Annotated in this window: 26 protein-coding genes and 1 pseudogene; 10 read left to right on the plus strand and 17 right to left on the minus strand. The window is 69.2% G+C overall.

From position 1 onward, the window contains the following. Positions 1-2: 2 nt before the first annotated feature. Genes trpA through EES48_RS00770 form a run of 6 tightly spaced genes read right to left on the minus strand, consistent with a single transcriptional unit; the run spans position 3 to position 5,438 of the window. The gene (gene trpA / locus EES48_RS00745) at positions 3-833 is read right to left on the minus strand and encodes a tryptophan synthase subunit alpha (protein WP_122464471.1); all 831 of its coding nucleotides are present in this window, start codon (positions 831-833) and stop codon (positions 3-5) included. Then, positions 830-2,041, minus strand: coding sequence for a tryptophan synthase subunit beta (gene trpB / locus EES48_RS00750; protein WP_420807940.1), 1,212 nt, complete (start codon positions 2,039-2,041; stop codon positions 830-832). The genes trpA and trpB overlap by 4 nt, the downstream gene beginning before the upstream one ends. 2 nt (positions 2,042-2,043) lie before the next feature. Continuing rightward, positions 2,044-2,697 carry a phosphoribosylanthranilate isomerase gene (locus tag EES48_RS00755; RefSeq protein ID WP_122464473.1) on the minus strand — a complete coding sequence of 218 codons (654 nt, stop codon included), beginning with the start codon at positions 2,695-2,697 and terminating at the stop codon, positions 2,044-2,046. 27 nt (positions 2,698-2,724) lie between these two features. After that, positions 2,725-3,936, minus strand: a complete 1,212-nt coding sequence (locus EES48_RS00760) for an NAD(P)/FAD-dependent oxidoreductase (protein WP_122464474.1) — start codon at positions 3,934-3,936, stop codon at positions 2,725-2,727. Positions 3,937-3,976: 40 nt separating this feature from the next. Further along, positions 3,977-4,732, minus strand: coding sequence for a 16S rRNA pseudouridine(516) synthase (locus tag EES48_RS00765; protein ID WP_122464475.1), 756 nt, complete (start codon positions 4,730-4,732; stop codon positions 3,977-3,979). Between the two features lie 52 nt (positions 4,733-4,784). Next, positions 4,785-5,438, minus strand: a complete 654-nt coding sequence (locus EES48_RS00770; RefSeq protein ID WP_122464476.1) for a glutathione S-transferase family protein — start codon at positions 5,436-5,438, stop codon at positions 4,785-4,787. A gap of 155 nt (positions 5,439-5,593) precedes the next feature. On the opposite strand from EES48_RS00770, the gene EES48_RS00775 reads away from it, so the two are divergent. Then, positions 5,594-6,643, plus strand: a complete 1,050-nt coding sequence (locus tag EES48_RS00775; RefSeq protein ID WP_122464477.1) for a ribonucleotide-diphosphate reductase subunit beta — start codon at positions 5,594-5,596, stop codon at positions 6,641-6,643. Between the two features lie 18 nt (positions 6,644-6,661). Further along, the gene (locus EES48_RS00780; protein WP_122464478.1) at positions 6,662-8,185 is read left to right on the plus strand and encodes an MFS transporter; all 1,524 of its coding nucleotides are present in this window, start codon (positions 6,662-6,664) and stop codon (positions 8,183-8,185) included. On the opposite strand, the gene EES48_RS00785 is transcribed toward EES48_RS00780, so the two are convergent. The 3 genes from EES48_RS00785 to EES48_RS00795 are packed head-to-tail and all read right to left on the minus strand — an operon-like array spanning position 8,163 to position 10,004. Beyond that, positions 8,163-8,729: a demethoxyubiquinone hydroxylase family protein gene (locus EES48_RS00785; RefSeq protein ID WP_205679347.1), complete on the minus strand. Its 567-nt coding sequence runs from the start codon at positions 8,727-8,729 to the stop codon at positions 8,163-8,165. The two genes, EES48_RS00780 and EES48_RS00785, sit on opposite strands and share 23 nt — an antisense overlap. Next, positions 8,726-9,304, minus strand: coding sequence for a disulfide bond formation protein B (locus EES48_RS00790; protein WP_122464480.1), 579 nt, complete (start codon positions 9,302-9,304; stop codon positions 8,726-8,728). Before EES48_RS00790 ends, EES48_RS00785 begins: the two co-directional genes overlap by 4 nt. A gap of 46 nt (positions 9,305-9,350) precedes the next feature. Beyond that, positions 9,351-10,004, minus strand: coding sequence for an exopolysaccharide biosynthesis protein (locus EES48_RS00795; RefSeq protein ID WP_122464481.1), 654 nt, complete (start codon positions 10,002-10,004; stop codon positions 9,351-9,353). A 213-nt stretch (positions 10,005-10,217) separates the two neighbouring features. Here EES48_RS00795 and hppD point away from each other — a divergent pair, with 213 nt between their 5' ends. The 3 genes from hppD to EES48_RS00810 are packed head-to-tail and all read left to right on the plus strand — an operon-like array spanning position 10,218 to position 12,658. After that, positions 10,218-11,309 carry a 4-hydroxyphenylpyruvate dioxygenase gene (hppD, locus tag EES48_RS00800; protein WP_122464482.1) on the plus strand — a complete coding sequence of 364 codons (1,092 nt, stop codon included), beginning with the start codon at positions 10,218-10,220 and terminating at the stop codon, positions 11,307-11,309. Between the two features lie 12 nt (positions 11,310-11,321). Beyond that, the gene (locus tag EES48_RS00805) at positions 11,322-11,546 is read left to right on the plus strand and encodes a hypothetical protein (RefSeq protein ID WP_122464483.1); all 225 of its coding nucleotides are present in this window, start codon (positions 11,322-11,324) and stop codon (positions 11,544-11,546) included. 59 nt (positions 11,547-11,605) lie between these two features. Then, on the plus strand, positions 11,606-12,658 hold the full coding sequence (locus EES48_RS00810; protein WP_122464484.1) for an isoaspartyl peptidase/L-asparaginase family protein: 1,053 nt from the start codon (positions 11,606-11,608) through the stop codon (positions 12,656-12,658). A gap of 276 nt (positions 12,659-12,934) precedes the next feature. Here EES48_RS00810 and mtgA read toward each other — a convergent pair. The 3 genes and pseudogenes from mtgA to EES48_RS00825 all read right to left on the minus strand — a co-directional run. Next, positions 12,935-13,615 (minus strand): annotated as a pseudogene (gene mtgA / locus EES48_RS00815) (monofunctional biosynthetic peptidoglycan transglycosylase); the annotation flags it as partial. Between the two features lie 47 nt (positions 13,616-13,662). Beyond that, positions 13,663-14,472: a dihydropteroate synthase gene (gene folP, locus EES48_RS00820; RefSeq protein WP_122464486.1), complete on the minus strand. Its 810-nt coding sequence runs from the start codon at positions 14,470-14,472 to the stop codon at positions 13,663-13,665. Continuing rightward, positions 14,469-14,873, minus strand: coding sequence for a winged helix-turn-helix transcriptional regulator (locus EES48_RS00825; protein ID WP_122464487.1), 405 nt, complete (start codon positions 14,871-14,873; stop codon positions 14,469-14,471). The genes folP and EES48_RS00825 overlap by 4 nt, the downstream gene beginning before the upstream one ends. 111 nt (positions 14,874-14,984) lie before the next feature. On the opposite strand from EES48_RS00825, the gene EES48_RS00830 reads away from it, so the two are divergent. From EES48_RS00830 to EES48_RS00840, 3 genes are all read left to right on the plus strand, one after another. Then, complete coding sequence (locus tag EES48_RS00830) at positions 14,985-15,740, plus strand: SDR family oxidoreductase (protein WP_122464488.1); 756 nt, start codon at positions 14,985-14,987, stop codon at positions 15,738-15,740. 293 nt (positions 15,741-16,033) lie between these two features. Next, positions 16,034-17,509 (plus strand): DEAD/DEAH box helicase, encoded by a 1,476-nt coding sequence (locus EES48_RS00835; RefSeq protein WP_122465074.1) that lies wholly within the window; start codon positions 16,034-16,036, stop codon positions 17,507-17,509. A 14-nt stretch (positions 17,510-17,523) separates the two neighbouring features. Further along, positions 17,524-18,765 (plus strand): class I SAM-dependent RNA methyltransferase, encoded by a 1,242-nt coding sequence (locus EES48_RS00840; protein WP_122464489.1) that lies wholly within the window; start codon positions 17,524-17,526, stop codon positions 18,763-18,765. 6 nt (positions 18,766-18,771) lie between these two features. Here EES48_RS00840 and EES48_RS00845 read toward each other — a convergent pair whose 3' ends face one another. After that, positions 18,772-19,836 (minus strand): PA0069 family radical SAM protein, encoded by a 1,065-nt coding sequence (locus EES48_RS00845; protein WP_122465075.1) that lies wholly within the window; start codon positions 19,834-19,836, stop codon positions 18,772-18,774. Positions 19,837-19,924: 88 nt separating this feature from the next. On the opposite strand from EES48_RS00845, the gene EES48_RS00850 reads away from it, so the two are divergent. Together EES48_RS00850 and EES48_RS00855 are read left to right on the plus strand one after the other, a co-directional pair. After that, positions 19,925-20,953, plus strand: a complete 1,029-nt coding sequence (locus tag EES48_RS00850) for a UbiA family prenyltransferase (RefSeq protein ID WP_122464490.1) — start codon at positions 19,925-19,927, stop codon at positions 20,951-20,953. 31 nt (positions 20,954-20,984) lie between these two features. Continuing rightward, positions 20,985-21,803 (plus strand): DUF3298 and DUF4163 domain-containing protein, encoded by an 819-nt coding sequence (locus tag EES48_RS00855; protein ID WP_122464491.1) that lies wholly within the window; start codon positions 20,985-20,987, stop codon positions 21,801-21,803. Positions 21,804-21,808: 5 nt separating this feature from the next. On the opposite strand, the gene flgH is transcribed toward EES48_RS00855, so the two are convergent. The 4 genes from flgH to flgF are packed head-to-tail and all read right to left on the minus strand — an operon-like array spanning position 21,809 to position 24,865. After that, positions 21,809-22,549 carry a flagellar basal body L-ring protein FlgH gene (flgH, locus tag EES48_RS00860; protein WP_122464492.1) on the minus strand — a complete coding sequence of 247 codons (741 nt, stop codon included), beginning with the start codon at positions 22,547-22,549 and terminating at the stop codon, positions 21,809-21,811. A gap of 14 nt (positions 22,550-22,563) precedes the next feature. Beyond that, positions 22,564-23,331, minus strand: a complete 768-nt coding sequence (gene flgA / locus EES48_RS00865; RefSeq protein ID WP_122464493.1) for a flagellar basal body P-ring formation chaperone FlgA — start codon at positions 23,329-23,331, stop codon at positions 22,564-22,566. After that, positions 23,328-24,116, minus strand: coding sequence for a flagellar basal-body rod protein FlgG (flgG, locus tag EES48_RS00870; RefSeq protein WP_122464494.1), 789 nt, complete (start codon positions 24,114-24,116; stop codon positions 23,328-23,330). Before flgG ends, flgA begins: the two co-directional genes overlap by 4 nt. Positions 24,117-24,127: 11 nt before the next feature. Then, positions 24,128-24,865 carry a flagellar basal-body rod protein FlgF gene (gene flgF, locus EES48_RS00875; protein WP_122464495.1) on the minus strand — a complete coding sequence of 246 codons (738 nt, stop codon included), beginning with the start codon at positions 24,863-24,865 and terminating at the stop codon, positions 24,128-24,130. Positions 24,866-24,975: the final 110 nt, after the last annotated feature.

The raw sequence follows: 24,975 nt of genomic DNA on the forward strand, positions 1-24,975 counted from the left end.
TCCTAGACGCTCTTTAGGGGGCGCGCACCCTTCACGGCGTCGGAGAGCGCACGCACCTTGGCCAGAACGCGGGGCGCGGCCGGTTCGTTCGCGGCCAGCGCCGCCGCCACCTCATCGACCAGCACCGAGCCCGCCACCACGGCGTCGGCCACCCGGGCGATCTCGGCGGCCCGTTCGGGCGTCTTGATGCCGAACCCGACCGCGACCGGCAGCCCGAAGGCCGCGCGCACGCGCTCGACGGCCGGGGCCACGTCACCCGCCACCGCCTCCTTGGCCCCGGTCACGCCCGCGACCGAGACGTAATAGACAAAGCCCGACGTCCCTTCGGCGATGACCTTCAGCCGGGCGTCGTCCGACGTGGGAGTGGCCAGCCGGATCAGCGACACCTGATGGGCGTCCAGCGCGTCGGACAGCGGCCCGGCCTCCTCCGGCGGGCAATCGACCACGATCAGCCCATCAACCCCCGCATCGGCGGCGTCGTGCGCGAAGGCTTCATAGCCGTGGGTCTCGATCGGATTGAGATAGCCCATCAGGATCAGGGGCGTGTCGGCGTCGCCATTGCGAAAGGCCCGCGCCAGATCCAGCGTGCCCTTCAGCGTCAGACCGGCCCTGAGGCCCCGCAAGGCCGCCTTTTGGATAGGTGGCCCCTCGGCCATCGGGTCCGAAAAGGGAAAGCCCAGCTCGATGATGTCGGCCCCGGCGGCGGGCAGGCCGCGCAGGATCTCCAGCGCCTCGTCGCGGGACGGATCGCCGGCCATGACATAGGCCACGAACGCGGCCCGACCCTCGGCCTTCAGCGCGGCGAAGCGCGCATCGATACGGGCGGTGGTCACAACTCCACTCCCAGATGCTTGGCCACGGCGAAGATGTCCTTGTCGCCGCGACCGCACATATTCAGCACCACGTCGCCGCCCTTGCCGACCTCGCGGGCGATCTCGCCGACGCGGGCCAGGGCGTGGCTGGGCTCCAGGGCCGGGATGATTCCCTCCAGCCTGGCGCACAGCTGGAACTGCTCCAGAGCCTCGGCGTCGGTGGCGGCGCGGTACTCGGCGCGGCCGATGTCCTTCAGCCAGGCATGCTCAGGCCCGATGCCCGGATAGTCGAGCCCGGCCGAGATGGAGTGGCCTTCCAGGATCTGGCCGTCGTCGTCCTGCAGCAGATAGGTGCGGTTGCCGTGCAGCACGCCCGGCCGCCCGCCCTGCAGGCTGGCGGCATGGTCCGGCCCGTCCAGCCCCTTGCCCGCCGCCTCGACCCCGATCAGCCGCACCCCGGCGTCGGCGATGAAGGGATGGAACAGGCCGATGGCGTTGGACCCGCCGCCGATGGCCGCCACGCAGGCGTCCGGCAGTTTCTCGCGCCGCGCCAGCATCGACGCCCGCACCTCCCGGCCGATCACCGCCTGGAAGTCGCGCACCATGGCCGGATAGGGGTGCGGCCCCGCCGCCGTGCCGATCAGATAATAGGTGTCGGCGACATTGCTGACCCAGTCGCGCATCGCCTCGTTCATGGCGTCCTTGAGGGTCGCCCGGCCGCTGGTCACCGGAATGACCTCGGCGCCCAGCAGCTTCATGCGAAACACGTTGGGCTGCTGCCGCTCGACGTCGGTCGCGCCCATGTAGACAACGCAGGGCAGACCGAAGCGGGCGCAGACAGTGGCGGTCGCCACGCCGTGCTGGCCGGCCCCGGTCTCGGCGATGATCCGCGTCTTGCCCATCCGCATGGCCAGCAGAATCTGGCCCATGCAGTTGTTCACCTTGTGGGCGCCGGTGTGGTTTAGCTCGTCGCGCTTGAACCAGATGTCGGCCCCGCCGTGGTGTTCGGAGAGGCGCTCGGCCAGGTACATCGGGCTGGGGCGGCCGACATAGTCGGTCAGGAAGCCGTCCAGCTCCGCCTGGAAGCTCGGGTCGGCCTTGGCCGCCTCATAGGCCGCGTCCAGCTCGTGGATCAGCGGCATCAGCGTCTCGGCCACGAAGCGCCCGCCATAGGGGCCGAAGCGACCCTCCGCATCGGGCCAGGCGTAGTCGTTAGGAAGGGTGGTCACGATCACTCCTGCCGCGGGGAGACGGCGTGGACAGCCTTCAGGAAGGCCAAAATCAGGGCCGGCTCCTTAACACCCGGCGCGCTTTCCACGCCAGAGGAGACATCGACCAGCGGCGCGCCGGTGACCGCGATGGCCTCGGCCACATTGGCGGGGTCCAGCCCCCCGGCCAGGAACCACGGCTTGTCGAAGGCGCGTCCGCTCAGCACGGACCAGTCGAACCGCGCCCCCACGCCGCCGGGCAGGGCGGCGCCCTCAGGCGGCCGGGCGTCGAACATCAGGTGTTTGACCACGGCCTCGTAGGGAAGCGCCCCTTCGACGTCCGACGGCCCCGACACCGACACGGCCTTGATGATCCCCGCACGGGTCAGGCGCGCCACTTCCGCGCAGCGCTCGGTGGTCTCCGCGCCATGCAGCTGGATCAGGTCTGGCCTGAGGATCAGCCCGACTTCTGTGAGCAGTTCGTCGTCGGGATCGACCAGCACGGCCACGACCTGGGCCCGTCCGCGCGCGCGCTCGAACAGGGTTCGGGCCGCCAGGATGTCGATGTGGCGCGGGCTCTTCGGGAAGATCACCGCGCCGACATAGGCGGCCCCGCCGTCCAGCGCGGCGTCGAGAGCCTCCGGCGTGGTCAGGCCGCAGATCTTGGCTTGGGTCATGGCGAAGTCACGCTCGGTGATGGGTGATCAAGATACGTAGAGATCGGCGTCCGGATCGCTTTCGCCCCGGATCGCCGCCGAAACCACCTCGGAGGCGATGACCGAATAGGTGATGCCGTTGCCGCCGAAGCCCATCACGGCCCAGGCGTGGTCCATCGCGGGCACGGGGCCGATCGAGGGCAGTCCGGTGGCGCTCTCGCCGAAAGCCCCGGCCCAGCTGTAGTCGACTTCGAATTCCAGCTCGGGCAGCAGTTGTTTCAGTTTCCTCGAGATGGTCTCGCACTTGGCGCGCCGTTTGGCCTCGCTTGTGTGCGCCGTGGGCGAGGCCTCGTCCTCACCGCCGACGATCAGGCGACCATCGCCGCCCATGCGGAAATAGAGGTATGGGTCTGACGCCTCCCAGACGAGCGTATCCTTAAGCCAGGCGGGGCAGGGCGTGCGTTCGTGCGTGGCCAGAGCCCAGGTCGAGATCACCTCGGCGCCGGGCGTCGGCACCCCTTTGGGAAACTCATAGCCGCAGCAGAAGATGACATGGCGCGCCCTGACCGCATGGCCGACATCGGTCAGCAGGGTGACGCCCTGGGGGTCGCTGGCCGCCTCGCAGACCTCGACCGGCGAGAAAATCCGCGCGCCATCGCCCGCTGCGCGACGCAGCAACCCGGCCGCCAGTCGCGCCGGGTCGGCGCTGGCCGAACCCTGGGACAGGATGGCGCCCGTGCGGTCGAGGCCGAAACGCTCGCGCAGTTCGGCCGGCTTGAGATAGACGCTGTCCAAGCCTAGCGCCGCCCTCGCTTCGGCCTCGGCGTCCAGGGCGCGCGAACCGTACTCGTCGCCGGCCAGATAGAGGGTCGCCTTGTCTTTAAGGCCGCAGCGGATGCCCTCGCGATCGACGATCCGCTTCAGGGCCTCCACCGCCGCCTTCGACCGGCGATAGGCGCGGTTGGCGTCCCGGGGCCCGATCCGCTCGGACAGGGCCGTCAACGGCAGGTCGATCTCCCACTGCAGCATGGCGGTCGAGGCGATGGTCGAGCCCATCAGCGGCGGCCGCCGATCCAGCACCACAACCGCGTGGTCGCGGCTGAGTTCGCGCGCCATGAAAGCGCCGGAGATGCCCGCCCCGACGATGGCCACGTCGCAGGCCACGGCCTCGGTCAGCGGCTTGACCGGTACGCCCAGGCCATGACTGTCCGCCCATAGAGAACGCCCGGTCCTCAGATCGCGTTTGTCGGTGGCGCCCATGTCTGCTCCAAGGAAGCGGAGCCAAAGGGCGCGGCGGCGATCAAGGTTCCCCGAGAGCCTTGGATGGATCGGCGAAGATCGACGCGATCTCAGCCTCCGTCAGTAGCCGCCAATCACCTGGCGCGAGGTCATCGGGCAGGGCCAGGCCGCCCAGTCGCTCGCGGTGCAGCGCCTCGACGTGATTACCGGCGGCGGCGAACATGCGCCGCACCTGGTGGTAGCGCCCCTCCGTCACCGTGAGCCGCGCCTCGGTCGCCAAGACCGGCTCCAGAACCGCCGGCGCCAGGGGCTTGTCCTCTCCCTCCAGAATCAGCTCGCCCGAGGCGAACAACGCGGCCTCCATCCCCGTCAGCGGTCGGGCCAGGGTGGCGCGATAGACCTTGGCCACATGGCGGCGCGGCGAGATCACCCGGTGCAGCAGATCGCCATCGTCCGTCAGGATCAGCAGGCCCGAGGTCTCCTTGTCCAACCGCCCGATGGTCGAGATCGCCGGATCGCGCCTCAGCCAGCGCGAGGGCAACAGGTCATAGACCAGCGGCCCATCCTCCTTCCTGGAACAGGTCATGCCCAGCGGCTTGTGCATCACGATGGCCAGCCCCGGCGGCGGATCCAGCGGGCGGCCGTCCACGGTCATCCGCGCGCTCAGGTCCGGGGTTACGGCGATCCGCTTCGAAGCATCGCTGAGATCGGCTCCGTCCAGCTCGATCCCGCCGGCGCGTGCTAACCGCTGAATCTCGGCCCGCGAGCCATAGCCGAGGTTGCCCAGCAGGCGGTCGAGGCGGACGGTCTTGGCCATGCGCTTGTAAGGCCCGGCGCCGGGCGGCTGCGTCAAGACCTCGACGCCGCGATCAGCGCGGCTCGTCCTCTTCGAACGGGAAGCGCTCGGCCCAGAAATCCTTCAGCGCCGGCCATTCATCGACCCGGCGAACAACCTCATGCAGGCGCGGCGCGACCTCGGCGAAGCGCTTTCGCCGCGGCGTCCAGCGGCTGGCCACGGTCACGTAGAGATCCAGCACCGTCAGGTCGTCACCCAGGATGAAGCGGCCGGGGTCGGTCTGGCTCTCCATCACGCCCCAGCAATGGGCGATACGATCGGCGGTGCGCTCCAGCAGCGTGTCCCCAGCGACATCGACATGCTGGCCCAGCAGCCGCTCCGGCTCGTCCCGAACCCAGTACATCGAATAGATCGAGGCCGGGATGAAGCTCATCCAACGCAGGAACTGGCCCCGGCGGGGGCCCCCGGGCAGGGGCGCCAGGCCGGCCTCGGGGTGGCGCTCGGCCAGCCACATCAGGATGGCGGCGCTCTCGGTCATCACCTCGCCCTCCGGTGCGGTCAGAACCGGGATCTGACGCATGGGATTTACCCCGGCGACCTTGTCGCGCTCGGTCTCGCCCTCCCAGGTCACCGCCTCGACAACCCGATAGTCGGCGCCGATCAGGGTCAGGGCCGCCTCGACCGGCATGGAGCCAGAGCCGGACGCGCCGTGGACGATATAGGTCATCCCCAAATTCCTCCCCGGAAATCAGACAGCTAGACACCACATCTAGTGGTCGCCCAAAAAGTGATCGCTAAATAGCCGCATTTCGGCTTGGCGCCGCGCGTGGTCGGACGCATGGTGAACGCCTGTTTCCCCACCCCGTTTCGCGAGTCGCGCCGATGAACGCCCACACCCTCATCAAGCCCGTCACCGCCGGATTGCTGACCCCCTCGGCGGCCTACAAGCCCTTCCGCTATCCGTGGGCCTTCGACATGTGGAAGAAGCAGCAGCAGGTCCACTGGATGCCCGAGGAGGTGCCGCTGGGCGAGGACTGCAAGGACTGGGCGGCGAACCTCAACGACCGGGAGCGCAACCTGCTGACGCAGATCTTCCGCTTCTTCACCCAGTCGGACATCGAGGTCGCCGACAACTACATGGAAAAATACGGTCGGGTGTTCAAACCGACCGAGGTGAAGATGATGCTGTCGGCGTTCGGCAATATGGAGACCATCCATATCGCGGCCTACGCCCTGCTGCTCGAGACCATCGGCATGCCCGAGAGCGAGTTCGGCGCCTTCATGGAATACGAGGCCATGCGCGACAAGCATGACTTCATGCAGGAATTCGGCGTCGACACCGAGGCCGACATCGCCCGGACCCTGGCCATGTTCGGCGGCTTCACCGAGGGGCTTCAGCTGTTCGCCAGCTTTGCGATGCTGATGAACTTCCCGCGCCAGAACAAGATGAAGGGCATGGGGCAGATCGTAAGCTGGTCGGTGCGTGACGAGAGCCTCCACTGCGAGGGCATCATCAAACTGTACCACGCCTTCAACAAGGAAACCGGCTGCGTCACCAAGGCCGTGGCCGACGACATCGTCCAGTGCTGCGCGACCGTGGTGAAGCTGGAGGACAAGTTCATCGACCTGGCCTTCGAGGCGGGCGAGGTCCAGGGCATGACCCCCGAGGACATCAAGGCCTATATCCGCTTCATCGCCGACTGGCGCCTGCGCCAGCTGGACCTGCCGGAGCTGTACGGCGGTCGTCGCGAGAACCCGCTGCCCTGGCTGCAGGCCCTGCTGTCGGGCGTCGAACACGCCAACTTCTTCGAAGCCCGCGCCACCGAATATTCCAAGGCCGCGACCCAAGGCGCCTGGCATGGCGCAGACGGCGTCTGGTCCGAGTTCGACAAGATGATGGCCCGCCGCGACATGAGCCTGGTGCCGAACTAACAGGCCGGCGCACGGGCCATGGCCAGCCATCTCCATGGCCCGTGCGACCGGGGCGAAGTCCAGGCCGCCCCACGACCCGAGACGGGGCTCAGTCCGACGAGAAAGCGATGGGTGCTGGCGGCGACGGTTCTGGGATCTTCCCTGACCTTCATCGACGGATCGGCGCTGGGCGTCGCCCTGCCGAGCATTCAGCGCGATCTCCAGGCCGGAACCGCCGCCGTCCAGTGGGTGTCCAACGCCTATCTACTGACCCTGGGGGCCCTGGTTCTGATCGGCGGGGCGGCCGGCGATCGGTTCGGCCGGCGGCGCGTCTTCCTGATCGGGGTCGTCGTCTTCGCCCTGGCGTCGGCCGCCTGCGGCCTGGCCCCCACGGTCGAGCTGCTGATCGCCGGGCGCGCGCTGCAAGGCCTTGGCGCTGCGTTGCTGACGCCCGGCGCCCTGGCCGTGATCGGGGCCAGCTTCCCGCCCGAGGAGCGCGGCAGAGCCTTCGGGACCTGGGCGGGCGCGGGCGCCCTGTTCGGCATGGTCGGCCCGCTGATCGGGGGCTGGCTGGCCGACCACGCCGACTGGCGTCTGATCTTCTGGATCAACCTGCCCCTGGCCGTGCTGACGGTGATCGTGACCTGGCGTGTCGTGCCGGAGAGCCGCGACGAGACGGCGAAAGGTTTGGATGGGCTGGGCGCCGTCCTCGCCATGGCCGGGCTGGCGGGGGTCACCTGGGCCCTGACCGTCGCCCCCGATCTCGGCTGGCGCGACCTTCGGGTGCTGGCGGCCGGGGTCGGCGGCATGGCCCTGATGGCGGGCTTCGTCATCGCCGAGGCTCAACAACGTCATCCGATGATGCCCCTCGGCCTGTTTCGTTCGCCGGTGTTCAGCGGCGTCAACCTGCTGACCTTGCTCCTTTATTTCGCCCTGAGCGGGGCGATGTTCTTCCTGCCCTTCGACCTGATCCGCGTACAGGGGTTCAGCGCCACCCTGGCGGGGGCCGCCATGCTGCCGTTCGCCGTCGTCATGGGGCTGTTCTCGGGGCTGGCGGGTCGGCTGGCCGACCGGTTCGGCGCGCGACTATCGCTGGGACTGGGGCCGATCTTGGCCGGACTGGGCCTGGCGCTGCTGGCCTGGCCCGCTCCCGGCGCCGGCTATGTCGACGGGCCGCTGGCTGGCATGACGGTGCTGGCGATCGGCATGACCCTGGCGGTCGGCCCCTTGACTGCGGCGGTCATGGGCGCGGTCGAACCCGGCCACGCCGGCGTCGCCTCGGGGGTCAACAACGCCGTGGCGCGCGTCGCCGGCCTGTTGGCCGTGGCCCTGCTCGGCGTCGTCCTGTCGGCGGTGTTTGTTTCCGGGACGGGCGATCCCCAGGCCCGCGCGCTGCTGGGCGAAGTCATGGCCGGCGGCGCCGATTTGCCGCCAGAGGCGATCGACGCCTTTCATGCCGCCTTTCGCGCCGTGATGCTCGCCTGCGCCGCCGGCGCCGTCCTGGCCGGCGTGATCGGCGCGCTCACCGCGCCGGGGCCGGCTAGACCTTCTCCGACGCCTTGATGGCCACGCGGCAGCCGGCCTTGATGACCGCCGACAGCAGGCGATAGGCCGGGGCCTCGCGGCTGCCGTGCTCAATGGCGTGGTCGTGGTGAGCCAGCTCCTCGTCGCGGAACCGGGTCAGCTCGGCGGCCAGCACCGGGTCGCGGTCCTGCAGTTCGGCGATCTGGTCGGCGTAGTGTTTCTCGATCACGCTTTCGACCGCCTCTGTGCAGGCGTGGGCGGCTTTGTCGTTGATCAGGGCGGTGCCGGCCCCCAGCGCCGTGGCCGCCAGTCGCCATAGGGGCATCAGGGCGGTGGGTCGCACCTTGTGTTCGTTCAACAAGGCGTCGAACCGGGCCAGATGGACAGCCTCATGCCCCTCCATCTCCGCTAGGTCGCGGCTGATCGCCTCCTGGCCGCGGCGCCCCTCCAGCACGGCGCGCTGGGCCCGGTAGATATGGACGGCGGCGTATTCCCCGGCGTGATCGACCCTGAGAATCTCGGCCAGACGAGCGCGCGGTGCGCCGAGGCCGGGCCGGGGCAGGGGGATGTCGCGGGCGCTCACCGAGCGGTCTCCGGGCGGGGCTCTGTCGCGACCACCAGCGGCTCGTGCGGGGCGCGCGCGTCCTTGGGCCGCTTGGCCGCCAAGACACTGAAGATGGCCAGGGCCGCCGAGATCAGGGCGTTCCATCCCGCCATCGAAATCCCGCCCAGGCTCCAGGCCACCTCGCCGCAGTTCGGAAATTCCGGCGGCGGAGCCGTGCCGTTGGCCAGGGCCTGCAGGGCCGCGATGTCGGCCAGCTCGCCGCCGGCCTGACAACTTGCCGGCAGGGCCCACCAGCCCATCTCGCCCCCAGCATGGAAGCCGGCGGTGATGGCGCTGGTGGCGAAGACCACGAACAGCATGAAGGCTCCCACGCGCGGCGTGCCTCGCGTCGCGCGGCTGAACACGGTCCACAGGGTGGCGGGCACGGCGACGGCCAGCGCCGCCCAGAACACCTCGCGCTGGCGCAGGCACAGGGGGCAAGGGTCCAGCCCGCCGAACCGCTCGAACGCATGGGCGCCGCCCAGCATGGCCAGGGCGGCCAGGGCGGCGAAGGCGGTCCACCAGCGGGTCAGGAGGCGATAGGCCGGGCGCATCGTCAGCGCTTCTAGACCGCCCGCGCGCCGCCGTCGATGCGGCCGTTCACCCGCCGAACGGGGAGGGAAGACCCAGGCCGGCGACCCAGCTGGCGCCGAAGGCCAGGCCGACGATGACGGTGATCAGGGCCAGCGCCCATCCGGCCGCCACGATGGCCCCGCCAAGCACGAACAGACCATCGCGCTGAATCAGGCCGACCGACATCAGGCTCAGCGCCACCGAGGGCACGGTGTTGGTCATGGGCAGCACGATGGTCAGGGTGGCGATGATCATGAACACGGCGGCGAATTTCTCGCCAAAGCCCTCCGCGAACAGCTTCAACCGCGGCCGGCTCAGCCGTTCGAACCAGCCCATGCGCTTTTCGGCGAAGTCGGCCATGCGCTCCAGCCAGGCCCTGGAGACCGTGCGTCGCAGCATCCAGCCCGGCAGCCACGGCTCCTCGCGCCCGAACAACAGCTGGCCGGCCAGGACGATGATCGGCACGCCGACGATCTGGGGCACGCCATACAGCGCCGGCACCAGGCACGGCACCGCCAGGATCAGGATCATCAGCCCGAACGAGCGCTCGTCCAGCCGGTCGCGGATCTCGCCGATGGTCATGCCGTCCGGCCCCGCGCCGTCCGCCAGGGACCGGATCATCCCGATGAAGCCGTGGTGGCCCGTATCGCTATGCCGGCCGCCGGGAGGAGTATCGCTCATGCTTCGGCGATAGCAGGATTTGCTCGGGACGTAAGGGGACGCGACCGTGCGCCTCACCTCTTCGTTTCAGCCCCTCACGCGACCTGCATCCTGCGCCTCGCCTTGTTCGGGCAAGGGCGAGGGCCTAGGTTCCCGGTCAATCGGCGGCCGCGCCGGCGTGCAGGGTCGCGCGCGCATCGGACCGCCCCCTCGAGATTTCAGGAGACGCTCCCCATGAGCACCGAAACCACCGCCGCCGCTATCGACGCCGCCAATCCGCTGGGCGTCGACGGCTTCGAGTTCGTCGAATTCACCGGCCCCGATCCGAAGTCGATGAAGGAACGGCTGGAGCTGATGGGCTTCACCCATTCCCACACCCGCCCCGACGGCGGCGTGATCCGGCTGAAACAGGGCGATATCTCCTTCCTGCTCCATATGACGCCCCAGGGTCAGGCCGAGGAGTTCGCCAGGGATCATGGCCCCTCGGCCAACGGCATGGCCTTCCGCGTCTCGGACGCCAAGGCGGCCTTCGAGGGCGCGGTCAAGCGCGGCGCCCATGCGGCGGAAGGTTCACAGGGCGGCGCGCTGGGAGAGGGCGCCTATGCGCTGAAGGGCATCGGCGGCTCGCTGCTCTACCTCATCGACGACTACGGCTCGAAGGGCTCGCTCTATTCGGGTTGGGACGAGGTCGACGGCTGGCAGGCGAAGGAGGCCGAGAACACCGTCGGGCTGCACACCCTGGATCACCTGACCCACAACGTCCGGCGCGGCCAGATGCGCAACTGGTCCGGCTTCTACGGCGATGTCTTCGCCTTCGAGGAGCAGAAATATTTCAACATCAAAGGCAAGGCGACGGGCCTGCTGTCCCAGGCCATGATCGCGCCTGACCGCGCCATCCGCATTCCGCTGAACGAGAGCCAGGACGAAAACTCCCAGATCGAGGAGTTTCTGCGTCGCTACAACGGCGAGGGCATCCAGCACATCGCCCTGGCCACCGACAACATCTTCGAGACCGTCGAGGAGATGAAGCGGCGCGGCATCCCCTTCCAGGACACCATCGAGACCTATTTCGACCTGATCGACAAACGCCTGCCCAACCACGGCGAGGACGTGGCGCGCATGCGCGAGAACCGCATCCTGATCGACGGGTCCGACGAAGACGGCATCCTGCTGCAGATCTTCACCCAGGACACCTTCGGTCCGATCTTCTTCGAGATCATCCAGCGCAAGGGCAATCAGGCCTTCGGCGAGGGCAATTTCCAGGCCCTGTTCGACTCCATCGAGCTGGACCAGATCCGGCGCGGCGTCATCAAGGTCGACGCCTAGGGAGACGGCGGCGTGCCCAAGCCGCCCCACTGGCTGCCCTGGCTCGGCCCCGGCTTCGCCGGGATCGCCGCCGGGCTGGCGGTCAACGTCTGGCCCTTCGCGGGCTTTCTGCAGATCGTCCTGATCTCGGTCGTCGTCGGCCTGGTCCCCTCGGTCGGCGGCCTGATCTGGCGCAAGCTGTGGGAGCGAAAGAACGGACCCCTACCGCCAAAGCCGCCGACTTCGGGGGTGCGCTGAGGGTTTGACGGCGACGTTTCGCGGTCCACAGTGGCCGCGAAGTCCTTGGGAGCCCTTGCATGAAATCCGTCGCCACCGCGCTCGCCCTCGCCCTGATCGCCGCGCCGGCCGTCGCCCAGGACGGGGCTTTGCGCTGGTCGCTGGCCATTCACGGCGGGGCGGGCGTGATCGAGCGCTCTGACCTCAGCCCCGAGCAGGACGCCGCCTATCGCGCCGCCCTGAGCCGCGCGCTGGAGGCGGGCGCCGAGATCCTCCGCAACGGTGGCTCCGCGCTGGATGCCGTCCAGGCCGCCATCGAGCCGATGGAGGACGATCCCCTGTTCAACGCCGGGCGTGGGGCGGTCTTCACCGCCGCCGGACGCAACGAACTGGACGCCGCCATCATGGACGGTGCGACCCTGAACGCCGGGGCCGTGGCCGGGCTGACCCGCACCCGCCACCCGGTCGCGGCCGCCCGCGCGGTGATGGAGCAGTCGCCCCACGTCTTCCTGATCGGCGAGGGCGCCGACGTCTTCTCCGCCGAACAGGATCTGGAGCAGGTCGAGCCCGCCTGGTTCTTCACCGAGCGCCGCTGGCAGGGCCTTGTCCGCGCCCTGACCGAGGCCGGCCTGCCGATCCCGGAACGACCCCAGGGCGCTCCGGCCGAAGGCGAGGACCGCGCCGATCTTCCCGCCCCGCCCCTGAATGAGCGCAAGTTCGGCACGGTCGGCGCCGTGGCCCTGGACGCGACCGGCAATCTTGCCGCCGCCACCTCGACCGGGGGCATGACCATGAAACGCTGGGGCCGGGTCGGCGACGTGCCGGTCATCGGCGCCGGCACCTATGCGTCGAACGCCGAGGGCTGCGCGGTATCGGCCACGGGCTCGGGCGAGTATTTCATCCGGGCGACGGTGGCGCGGGATATCTGCGGCCGGATAGGGCGCGGCGACGACGCCCAAGCGGCGGGCGAGGCCGAGATCGCCGAGGTCGGCCAGATCGGCGGCGACGGCGGCGTCATCGTCATGGGCGCGGACGGCGGGCATGCCTTCGCGCTCAACACTTCGGGCATGTATCGCGGCGCGGTGTCGTCCGACAGCGACGCCGAGGTGGCCATCTACGCCGACGAGGAGTGACCCCCGGCTGGACCGGTCGGCTCAGGGCTCGGCCGGCGCTGGTTCGACGGGCGCGGCTACCGGGGCGGCGCTGACCGGCGACGCGGATTCAAGCGGCGCCTCAGCCGGGTCGGGAGCCAGATAGGGCCGAGGACCTTCGATTTGGTCATCACTGTCCGGCGCCGTGGGGGTCGGCTCTGCGGCCTGAGGGGCTGGGGCCGACGGCGCTTGCGGCGCCCGGCGGGCCGACCTGTCTCGTGCGTCGTCCGAAGCCGCCGGCGGCGCTGAGCCGTCGAACACGCAGGCGTCTAGGCCCTCGCCACGCACCGTCCCCATCGCCGCCTGGATGCGCGACGCCCGCCGCCGCACATACGGGCCGGGGCTGGCGGCGTTGTAACGGCGGGGACTGGGCAGCACCGCCGCCATCCGCGCCGCCTCGGTGGGCGTCAGGTCGCGTGCCGACTTGCCGAACCAGTGCCGCGCTCCGGCCTCGGCGCCGTACACGCCCGGTCCGAACTCGGCGACGTTCAGATAGACATGGACGATCCGCTTCTTGGACCACACCGCCTCGATCAGCACGGTGTAGCCGGCCTCCAGCCCCTTCCGCAGCCAGCTGCGGCCGGGCCAGAGGAAGACGTTCTTGGCGGTCTGTTGGCTGATGGTCGAGCCGCCGCGCAGATTGCCGCCCGCCTCATTGGCCGCCAGCGCTCTCTGGATCGCCTCCATGTCGAAGCCGGAGTGGCTGCAGAACCGGGCGTCCTCCGCGGCGATGGCGGCGCGCACTAGGTTTGGCGAGATGTCGTCAAAGCCCCGCCATCGATAGTCCAGCCCCTCGCCCTCGAAGGCGCGGATGACCATCAGCGAGGTGACGGGCACAGGCAGAACGGCGTGGATCGTCACCCCGGCGAAGGGGATCAGGGCGATCAGGAAGACCAGCGTCGCCAGCCGCCGCGCCAGGGTCTTCTTGCGTCCCGCCATCCGGCCTCCCGTTCGTCACCCTGCATCGCCCTCACGGCGTCGCGCCGTCAAGCCTCGCGGATCGCCGCCTGCAGTTTCAGGGCCTGAACCGTCTCGCGCACGTCATGGACCCGGATCGCCCGCGCGCCCGCCCGCGACGCCTCCAGCGCCAGGGCCAGAGATCCGCCGAGACGGTCATCAGCGTCGGTCGCGGTCGGATCGATCGCCTGGATCGTCCGCTTGCGACTGGCCCCGAACAGCACCGGAAATCCGAGCGCCACCAGCCGGTCCAGACAGCGGACCAGGGTCAGATTGTGCGCCGCCGTCTTGCCGAAGCCGATGCCGGGGTCCAGCCAGATTCGCTCGCGCGCCACGCCCGCCGCGATCGCCGCCTCGGCGAAGGCGGACAGCTCGGCGATCACCTCGGCGACCACGTCGTCATAGTGGGGGGCGTCCTGCATGGTGCGCGGGTCGCCCCGCCTGTGCATCAGCACCACTTCGCACCCCAGCCGCGCCGCCGTCTCGGCCGCCCCGGGCGCGGCCAGCGCCGACACGTCGTTCCACATCGACGCGCCCGCCGCGACCGCCGCCTCGGCCACCTCCGGCTTGGTGGTGTCGACGCTGATCGCCCAGTCTGTCCGCGCGGCCAGCCCCTCGATTACCGGCAGAACGCGATCCAGCTCCTCGGTCAGCCCGACCGGCTCGGCCCCCGGCCGGGTGCTTTCGCCGCCGATGTCGAGGATGTCGGCGCCCTGCTCGATCAGCCTCAGTCCGTGCGCGATCGCCACCTTGGTATCCGTCAGACGCCCTCCATCGGAGAAACTGTCCGGCGTCACATTGACGATGCCCATGACGAGCGGACGGATGGGGTCGTTCATCGCCGCGCCTCGTCGAAGGCGGCGCGGGACCGCTCGATCCGCTCGACATTGGCCTCGGCCCAGGTCCAGACGCCGCAGAAGGCCTCGGCCAGAGAACCGCCCAGATCGGTCAGCCGGTATTCAACCTTGGGCGGCACGACCGGATGCACGGTGCGCACAACCAGCCCGTCGCGCTCCATGGCCCTGAGGGTCTGGGTCAGCATCTTTTGGCTGATGCCGCCGACCAGGGCGCCAACCTGGGTGAAGCGCTGCTCGCCATGCTCGGCCAGCACCTCCAGAACCAGCATGGTCCACTTGTCCGCCACCCGACCGATGACGTCGTTGACCAGAGCCTCGACCCTGGGATCGGCTGTCTCACCGGTCTCGGGGCTCCTAATACGGGCGGGGGCGAGAGCCGTCATGGCTGATGCTTTCCAAACGGTGCGTAGGGAAGGTTTCGGTGCCTACTTCCCATCAGAGAGTGATGACCATAGCTGGGGTTTCCGCACGGTCCAGCCCCAGGGAGACAGACTATGGACATCAAGACCTCCACCATCCTCATCACCGGCGGCGGCTCGGGCATCGGCCAGGGCCTTGCCGAGGCCTTCCACGCGCGCGGCGCGAAGATCATCATCGCCGGCCGCCGCGAGGCGGCGCTGAAGGCGGTGGCCGACGCCAATCCCGGCATGGCCTGGGCCACGCTCGATATCGACGACCCCGCCGCCATCAGGGCCTTCGGCGCCGAGGTGACCCGCGACCACCCCGGTCTGAACGCCGTCATCCACAACGCCGGCATCATGCGTCCCGAGGATATCGCCGCCGACGACTTCGAGACCGCGACCGCCGAGGCCATCGTCGCCACCAACCTGCTGGGCCCTATTCGCCTGACCTCGGCCCTGATCGCCCACCTGAAGGCCCAGCCCCAGGCGACCATCATGACGGTGACCTCGGGTCTCGCCTTCACCCCGCTGGTGGCCACCCCGACCTACAACGCCACCAAGGCGGCGATCCATTCCTGGACCCAATCCCTGCGCACCCAGCTGGCCTCCACGGCGATCGAGGTGCTGGAACTGGCGCCGCCCGGGGTGGCCACCGACCTGATGCCCGGCCATGCTGAAAACCCGGCCTCCATGCCGCTGGCCGAATACATCTCCGAAGTTGTCGGACTGATCGAGCGGGGCGAGACGCCGCGCGGCGAGATTCTGGTGGAGCGGGTCAAGCCGCTGCGCTTCGCCGAGATCGACGGCCGCTATGAGGAGGTCTATGGCCTGCTGAACGGCGCACACTAAACTGACGGGCCGACCGCTTGCCTTGACTTCACCGCAATCGAGGCGCACATGATTGTGCATCGCACCATGCGATGTCCGGCGCGCTCCAGCGCGTGTGGGTCTTCAGAAACGAAGGCCTGACTGTCGAGCGGCCGGCTCATTTTCAGATTCATTCGTCGTCCGGACACGCGGGACGGCGCCCGATCTCCTCCCGATCCGTCGGGACGGTCGTGCGCGGTCCTGATGAACAGGCTCGTTTGCGCGCGATCGCATTCGAAAGACGCACTCACGTGACCAAGACCACTTTCGAGGCCATGGGCCTCAACCCCGCCCTCCTTCAGGCGCTCAGCGCCGAGGGCTACACGACCCCGACCCCAATCCAGGCTCAGGCCATCCCTGACGTGATGCAGGGCAAGGACCTGCTGGGCATCGCCCAGACCGGCACCGGCAAGACGGCGGCTTTCGCCCTGCCGATCCTGCACCGCCTGGCCGCCAACCGCACCGCGCCCGTGCCGCGCACGACGCGCTGCCTGATCCTTTCGCCCACCCGCGAACTGGCCACCCAGATCGGCGAGAGCTTCAAGACCTATGGCAAGCATCTGGGCTTCCGCGTCGCGGTCGTCTTCGGCGGCGTGAAATACGGCGCCCAGGAACGCGCGATGCAGCAGGGCCTCGACGTCCTGGTCGCCGCGCCCGGCCGTCTGCTGGATCATATCCAGCAGCGCAACATCGACCTGTCGGCCACCGAAATCTTCGTGCTGGACGAGGCCGACCAGATGCTGGACCTCGGCTTCATCAAGCCGATCCGCCAGGTCGTCAGCCGCATGACGGCCAAGCGCCAGAACCTGTTCTTCTCGGCCACCATGCCCACCGAGATCGGCAAGCTGGCCGGCGAACTGCTCAAGGATCCGGTCAAGGTCCAGGTGACGCCCCAGGCCACCACCGTCGAACGCATCAAGCAGTCGATCGTCTGGGTCGAACAGGGCAAGAAGCGCGCCCTGCTGACCGAGATGTTCTCCGATCCCGCCTACACGCGCTGCCTGGTCTTCACCAAGACCAAGCACGGCGCCGACAAGGTCGCGGCCTATCTGGAAGCCGGCGGCGTCGAGGCCGGGGCCATCCACGGCAACAAGAGCCAGCCCCAACGCGAGCGCGCGCTCGAGGCCTTCAAACAGGGCAAGCTGCGCGTCCTGGTCGCCACCGACATCGCCGCGCGCGGTATCGACGTCGACAAGGTCACCCACGTGGTCAACTTCGAGCTGCCGCACGTGCCCGAGAGCTATGTCCACCGCATCGGCCGCACCGCGCGCGCCGGCGCCGACGGCTCGGCGATCAGCTTCGTCGCCGGCGACGAGATGAAGCTGCTCAAGGAGATCGAGAAGGTCACCCGCCAGAAAATCCCGACCCAGGACCGTCGCAACGACAAGACCCTGGCCGCGCTCGACGCCTCGATCATGGCCGCCGGCGTGGGCAAGAAGGCCAGCATCGACTCGGCCGGCAAGTCCGAAGGACAGGGCCGGGGTGGGCGCAACCGCAATCCGCGCCGTGACGGCGTCCGTCCCGAGGGCGGCAAGGGTCAGCCGCACCGTGTCCGCAAGGGTCCGCCGCGCGACCGCACCCACCACGCCGAGCGTCCGGCCGCCGCCCGTCCGGCCTTCGACCCCATGGCCGCCGATCGCGGTCCCAAGCCGGTCGCGGCCGAGGCGGGCGCCGCCAAGCCCAAGGGCGAGTTCAAGTTCCGCCGTCGCCGTCCGTCCAACGGCGGAAAGGGCTATGCGGCCAAGGGCTGAGGCGCGCCTGAGCGATGAGCCTCGATCTCCTCATCGATAGCGTCGGCCACCAGGGCGACGGCCTCGCAACAGGGTCTGACGGGCGCGTCTTCGTGCCCGGCGCCCTGCCTGGCGAGCGCGTCCGGGTCGATCGGGTCGTGGATGGCCGGGCCGATGGCCTGACCGTGCTCGAACCAAGCGCTGACCGGGTCCCGGTGGCCTCAACGGCCCACGCCGAAACCGGGGTGGCCCCGCTGCAGCACTGGGCGACCGGGCCCTATCTGGACTGGAAGCGATCGCTGGTGGTCGAGGCCCTGGAGCGCGAGGGTCTGGACGCCGAGGTGGCTGCCATCATCCCGGTCTCGCCCGCCAGCCGGCGCAGGCTGGCGCTGCACGCGCGGCGCGGAGAGGATGGCCAGGTCGTGCTCGGCTTCAAGGCGCGGCGGTCCTGGCGGGTCGTGCCGATCGAGACCTGTCCGGTGTCGGACCCGCGCCTGGTCGCGGCACTGCCGGCCTTGCGCAAGGTGGCCGAAGCCTTTCTTGTCGGCGCCAGATCGGCCCCGACCCTGCATGTCACCCTGACCGACACCGGGCTCGATCTGGACGTCACCGGCGTGGAGAAGCGCGGCTGGTCGCGCGACCGCGCCCAGCATGCCGTGCGTCTGGCGATGCAGGCCGATCTGGCGCGGCTCAGCCTGGATGGCGAGGTGCTGGCCATGCAGCGCCAGCCGACGGTCCGTTTCGGCCGGGCGACCGTGCCCTTGCCTCCTGGCGGATTCCTGCAGGCCGCACCCGAGGCCGAGGCCGCCATGGCCCGGCTCGCGGTCGAGGCGATCGAGGGCGTCAAACGGGTCGCGGATCTGTTCTGCGGCGCCGGAACCTTCACCTTTCCCATGGCCGAGGTCGCTTCAGTCATTGCGGCCGACGGATCGGCCTCGGCCATCGCCGCGCTGAAGGCCGGCGCCGCCACGGCCTCGGGCCTGAAGCCGATCGAGGCCCAGGCCCGCGACCTGTTCCGCCGCCCGCTGAGTCCCTTCGACCTGAAGGGCGTAGAGGCCATCGTCTTCGACCCGCCCCGCGCCGGCGCCCAGGCCCAGGTCGAGCAGATGAGTGGGACGAAGGCCGAAGTAATCGTCGGCGTCTCCTGCAACCCCCAGACCTTCGTTCGCGACGCCCGGGCCCTGGTCGGCGCGGGCTGGCGGCTGGAGCGGGTGACGCCGGTCGATCAGTTCCTGTGGTCGACCCATGTCGAACTGGTCGGGGTCTTCCGGCGCTGACGCTGGTCAGAACAGCTCCAGTTGGCGCTTCATCTCGGGCGGCACGCGGAATTTCGTCTCGTCCAGTTGATGGCGCGGCTGGTCCAGTCGATATCGCTTCACCGCCGCCTTGAAGCGGACGGCGAGCAGTTCCGACAGCGGCCCTGCCCCCTTCATCCGCGTGTTCCAGTCGGGGTCGTAATCGCGGCCGCCGCGCGTCTGGCGCACCAGGGACATGACACGCGCGGCCCGGTCCGGCCGGGCGTCCGCCAGCCACTCCTGGAACAGATCCTTGATCTCAAGCGGCAGGCGAAGCGTCACATACATGGCGCTGGTCGCCCCGGCCTTGGCCGCCGCCTCCAGCACGGCCTCCAGCTCATGGTCGTTCAGGCCGGGAATGACCGGGGCGAAGCCGACGCCCACCGGAACGCCCGCCTCGGCCAGACGGCTGATCGCCTCCAGCCGTTTTGCGGGGGTCGAGGCGCGCGGCTCCATCGCCCGGGCAAGAGCCCGATCCAGCGTGGTGATCGAGACATAGGCCGAGGCCAGGCCGTCGCGACCCATCGGGGCCAGAATGTCGAGATCGCGGGCGATCAGCACCGACTTGGTGATGATCGAGAACGGGTGATTGAACCGCTGCAGCACCTCGAGGATCGCGCGGGTCGCTCCCGTCTCGCGCTCCACCGGCTGATAGGGGTCGGTGTTGCCGCCTATGTTGATGCGTTTGCAGCGGTACCGGGGCCGGGACAGCTCCTGTTCCAGGAGACGCGCGCCTTCGGGCTTGAAGAAGATGCGGCTCTCGAAATCCAGGCCCGGGGATAGGCCCATCCAGGCATGGGACGGACGGGCGTAGCAGTAGATGCAACCATGTTCGCAGCCCTTGTAGGGGTTGATGGAGCGGTCGAAACCGATGTCGGGCGAGGTGTTTTTGGCGATGATGGTCTTGGGGTGCTCGGCCATGAGCTGGGTGCGCAGGGGCGGGGCTTCGACGTCGTCGGCATCCCAGCCATCATCGAAGGCTTCCCTGCGATCCGTTTCATACCGTCCGCTGGCATTGCTCCGCGCCCCGCGTCCCTTCGCCGTCTCGACCATGACGGAGACCATGGCGCCGAAAAGAGAACAAAGCAAGAACTTCATGCGCGTGCTGGCCCTCCGACGCCACGCGCCTTAGGACAGCGGCATGACCTCCGCGCCCCTTCCCGACGCCGGCGACAACTGGGTGGACCGGCGCGCTCCGGAAGGGTTGAAGCCGTGGCTGAAGCTGGGGCGGGTCGATCGGCCCATCGGGGTGTGGCTGCTGCTGCTGCCCGGGTGGCAGGGCATCGCCCTGGCCCTGTCGCAGTACAAGCGCCTCCCTGGCCCTTACGAACTTTGGCTGTTCCTCGGCTTTGCCCTCGGCGCCGTGCTGATGCGGTCTGCCGGTTGCGCCTACAACGACATCGTCGATCGCGACATCGACGCGAAGGTGGCGCGCACCGCGGCGCGGCCGATCCCGTCCGGACGCATTTCGGTGAAACAGGCCTGGGCCTTCGTGGTCGGCTGCAGCCTGGTCAGCCTGCTGATCCTGCTGACCCTGCCGATCACGGCCATCCAGCTGGGCCTGGCCTCGCTCGTGCTGGTCGCCGCCTATCCCTTCATGAAGCGGATCACCTGGTGGCCCCAGGCGTGGCTGGGCCTGACCTTCAACTGGGGCGCCCTGATGGGATTCGCCGCCGCCCTGCCGCTGGCCGCCGCCGCCCTGTTGCCGCCCGAGGCGATCGCGGAGTTTCGCGCCTTCTGGTGGCAGGCCCCGATCGCGGGCGAGTTCGGCATCCGCCTGCACGGCTCGGCCTATCAGCCGGCGGTTATGTTGTATCTGTCCGGCCTGTTCTGGACCCTCGGCTACGATACTCTCTATGCGCTGCAGGACATCGAGGACGACGCCCTGGTCGGGGTGAAATCGTCGGCGCGACGGCTGGGGCCCAAGGCGCGCGACGGCGTGGCCTTCTTCTATCTGATCGCCGTCATCTTCGCCGGGGCGGCGGGGGCGACGGCGGGTCTGGGCCCGATGTTCTATCTCGGACTGCTTGCCTTCGCGGCCCATCTGCTGAACCAGGTGCGCCAGATGAGCTTGAACGATCCAGCGCGGGCGTTAGCCTTGTTCAAGTCGAACCGGGAGGCCGGCCTGATCCTGCTGGTCGCCATCGTGATCGGCGCCCTGACCGTCTGAAAGTCCTCCCCGCCGCCTCCGGAGTTTTCCCATGCGTCGATCCGCCCGCCTTCTCGTCCCAGCCCTCGCGGCCCTGATCGCGGTCTCGGCCTGCCAGCGGCGCGAGGCGGAGACCGACACCCAACAGACGGGCGCCCCGGCGCCCGCCACCGAGACACCCCTGACCTATCAGAGCGAGACCCCGTATGCGGCGGTCGAGCTGACCCTGCCCGAAACCATCAAGGACCAGCCGCAACTGGTCTCGCGGCTGTATCGCGAGGGCGTCGACGAGCTGGCCACCTTCAACGAGGGCGCCCAGGCGGACCGCACCGAGTTCGGCGGCGCCGAGGACCTGCCGCCCTACGCCAAGGAGATCACCTGGACCGAAACAGCCGAGACCGACGGCCTGATCAGCCTGGCCCGCACCGACTACGACTTCACCGGGGGGGCGCACGGCAACACCCTGTATTCGGCGATGCTTTGGGACAAGGCGCTGGGTCGGCCGGTCAGGGCCGACACCCTGTTCGCCCCGGGCGCCGACATGGCCCGGCTGGACCAGGCGCTGTGCACGGCCATCAACGCGGCCAAGAAGGCGCGCGACCCCTCGGCCCCGACCATCCGGCCTGGCGGAACCGACTGGGCCTGCCCCAAGGCGTCGGCCACGCCCTACGCCCTGGCGGCCTCGACAACGCCCGGCAAGGCCGGCGGCCTGACCTTCCTGATCGGTCCCTACATGGTCGGGCCCTATGCGGAGGGATCCTATGAGATCGTCCTGCCGCTCTCGACCTTCCAGAATCTGCTCGGCCCCGAATACGCCGACCAGTTCGGCGGCCAGCCGACCCGGGTCGGCGACGTGACGCCGAGGGGCTGATCGCCTCAGAACGGGTTGAAGCGCTCGACCAGCGACTGGGCGGCCGGGGCGCCCTGGATGCGGCTGACGTCGCCGCGGCCGCCATAGCTGATGCGCGCCTCGGCGATCTGGGTGTGATTGATGGTGTTGGCGCTGGAGATGTCCTGCGGCCGCACGATGCCGGCCACGGTCAGCTCGCGCACCTCGCGGTTGGTGCGCACCTCCTGGCGGCCCTGGATGACCAGATTGCCGTTGGGCATGACGTGGGTGACCACCGCCGCGACGGTGACATTGATCCGTTCGGCCCTGCTGATCACGCCGGTGCCGGTCGAGGTCGAGCCCCCGCCGAAGCCGATCAGGGCCGAGGGGTCGAAGGCGCCGCCGACGGCGTCAGCCACCTCGGTCTCGATGCCGAAGAAGTTGCTGATCCCGGAATTGATTTCGTTCGAGCGCGTGCGCGACGTGGTGTTCTGGGTCTGGGCGCGGTCGTCGATCTCGATGGCGACGGTCAGGATGTCGCCGATGTTGCGGGCCCGCTGATCACCGAAGAAGCTGCGAGAGCCGGCCTGCCACAGGCTGTTGGCGCTCGCCCGCTGGGGCGCATAGGCCGGGGCCTGGGGCGGCAGGATTTGCTGATGGGCCGGGATCATGGCGGCGGGAAAGGCCATGGGAGCCAGTTCGGGCCCGCGCACGGCCTCCATGGCGGTGGAGCAGGCGCCCAGGGCGAGCGTGGCCAGAGCGGCGGCGGAAACGGCGGCGATACGCATACGGCGATCCAATCCTAGCGGAGGGCGGCGAACTGTTGGGTGCGGGCCTGACGGGCGGCCGCGCCGACCACGGCCTGACCAGGGGCGGTGGCGACCGCCTCGATGGTGCGGTCGGACGTGGTGTTCCGGACCGGGAAATTTTCGCCGACCGCGGCGTCGGCCATGGCCCGGCCGGTGATGGTCAGGCGCACGCCCGACTGGATGAAGGCCACCTGGACCAGATCATTCCGCTTGATCACCTGGGGCGCGGTCAGGTCTCGGATCTGAACCGGCGCGCCGGCGCGCAGGGCGCGGCGGGCCGACAGGCCGATCACGGCCTCGGCGTCCTGAGGGCCACCGGCCTGGGCCAGATGGGCCTGGACCTCGGACCAAGCCACGTCCTCGGGCCGGACGATGTCGCCCGCGCGCAGCGAGCGGACATAGGTCAGGGCCTCGACCGTGGCGCCGGGGCGCGACACTGAGGCGGCGGCCTGACCGGCGGCCGAGGCGGGCGTGACGCCCTCGGCCCCGGCGCGCACCACGATGCGGCGCAGGCCGGTGGTGTTGGCCCAGTCCAGACCGGCGGCCCGAGCCCGCGTCTGCACCATGCGGGCGTCCAGCACCACGGTCGGGCCGCTGCGGCGAGCGATCAGGGTGTCGCCTGCGGATCCGGCCTGGGGGAACAGGTCGCTCAGGGTGACGCGGCCATCGTCGTCGGTCGGCTCGACCCACATCTCGACGGGGCCGGCGAAAGCGGGCGCGGCCATTAACAGCGCCGCGATCAGGAAGAGAACGCGGATCATGACTTCACCTGCGAGGCGACGCTCAGCATCTCGTCGGCGGTGGTGATGACCTTGGAATTCATCTCATAGGCCCGCTGGGCCACGATCAGCGAGGTGATCTCCGACACCGCGTCGACGTTCGAGGATTCGGTGTAGCCCTGGAGCAGCTGGCCAAAGCCCGCCTCTCCCGGCACGCCGGTGGTCGCCGGGCCCGACGCCGAGGTCTCGAGCAACAGGTTGTCGCCGATCGCCTCCAGCCCCGCTTCGTTGAAGAAGGTGGCCAGCTCCAGCTGACCGACGACCTGCGGCTCGGGCTCGCCCTGGGTCACGACCTGAACCTGGCCGGACTTGGAGATGGAGATCTCCATGGCGTCCTGCGGGATGTTGATGGCCGGCTCGACCGTATAGCCGTCGTCGGTGACCAGTAGCCCCTCGGCGTTCACGGCGAAATTGCCGGCGCGGGTATAGGCCTGGTCGCCCGACGGCAGGGTGATCTGGAAATAGCCCCGACCGTCGATAGCCAGGTCGTAGGGGTTGCCCGTCATGCTGGGCGTGCCCTGCTCCATGATCCGATAGACGCTGCCGGCCTTGACGCCCGCGCCGATCTGGATGCCCGTCGGCACCACCGTGCCCTGGGTCGAGGACTGGGCCCCCATCCGTTCGACGTTCTGGTAGAGCAGGTCCTGGAACTCCGCGCGTTGCCGCTTGAAGCCCACGGTGTTCATGTTGGCGATGTTGTTGGAGATGACCTCCACGTTCAGCTGCTGGGCTTCCATGCCCGAGGCTGCGGTTCTGAGAGCGCGCATCTAGAGGCTCCTTAGTTCGGCTTGCCAAGGCGCTCGACGGCGCGCTTGGACAGGTCATTGGCGTCGGAGATCATCTTGGTGACGCGCTCATAGGCGCGGCTGATCTCGATGAGATTGGTGATTTCCAAGAGGGGATTGACGTTTGACCCCTCCAGCATGCCCTGGCGCACCTGCACCTCGGGGGCGTCTGTCGGCTGGACGTTGGAGGTGTTGCGATAGAGGCCGTCGCCGCCCTTCTCGAGCACCGACAGCAGATCGAAACGGACCACGCTGAGCCGGCCGACCGGCTGGCCGTCCTGACTGATGGTTCCGTCCTGGGCGACGCTGACGGCGCCGAGCTGCGGGTCCAGCATGATCTCGCCGCCGTCGCCCAGCACCGGTTTGCCGTCCTGGGTGGTCAGCCGGCCCTCGGGGTCCAGGGTGAAGGCGCCGTTGCGGGTATAGGCCTCGCCCGCGCCGTCCTGCACGGCGAAGAAGGCGCCCTCGCCCTCGATGGCGAAGTCCAGCGGCCGGTTGGTCTGTTTCAGCGCCGCCTGGCCGAAGTCGCGGCCCACGCCATTATCCAGCACGAAGCTGACGCCCGGACGCACGCCTTCGTTCCGCGCCTTGGCCTCCACCTGGGTCCCCAGCATCAGCTGTTCGACCTTGAAGCCGGTGGTGTCGGCGTTGGCGATGTTGTTGGCGGCGATGTCCAGCTCGCGGCGCAGGGTGACCTGGCGGGACAGTCCGATGTAGGCGGCGTTTTCCACGGGGCGGAACTCCTTCGCCCCAGCCTTCGCAAGGGTCGGGCCAGCAGGGTTAATGCCCGCGCCGTATGGGCTTCGGCCTGATCCGAGGGTCTCGAGCCCGGCAGGAATTG

The organism is Brevundimonas lutea (assembly GCF_003704105.1).
In the GTDB taxonomy this organism is placed as follows: domain Bacteria; phylum Pseudomonadota; class Alphaproteobacteria; order Caulobacterales; family Caulobacteraceae; genus Brevundimonas; species Brevundimonas lutea.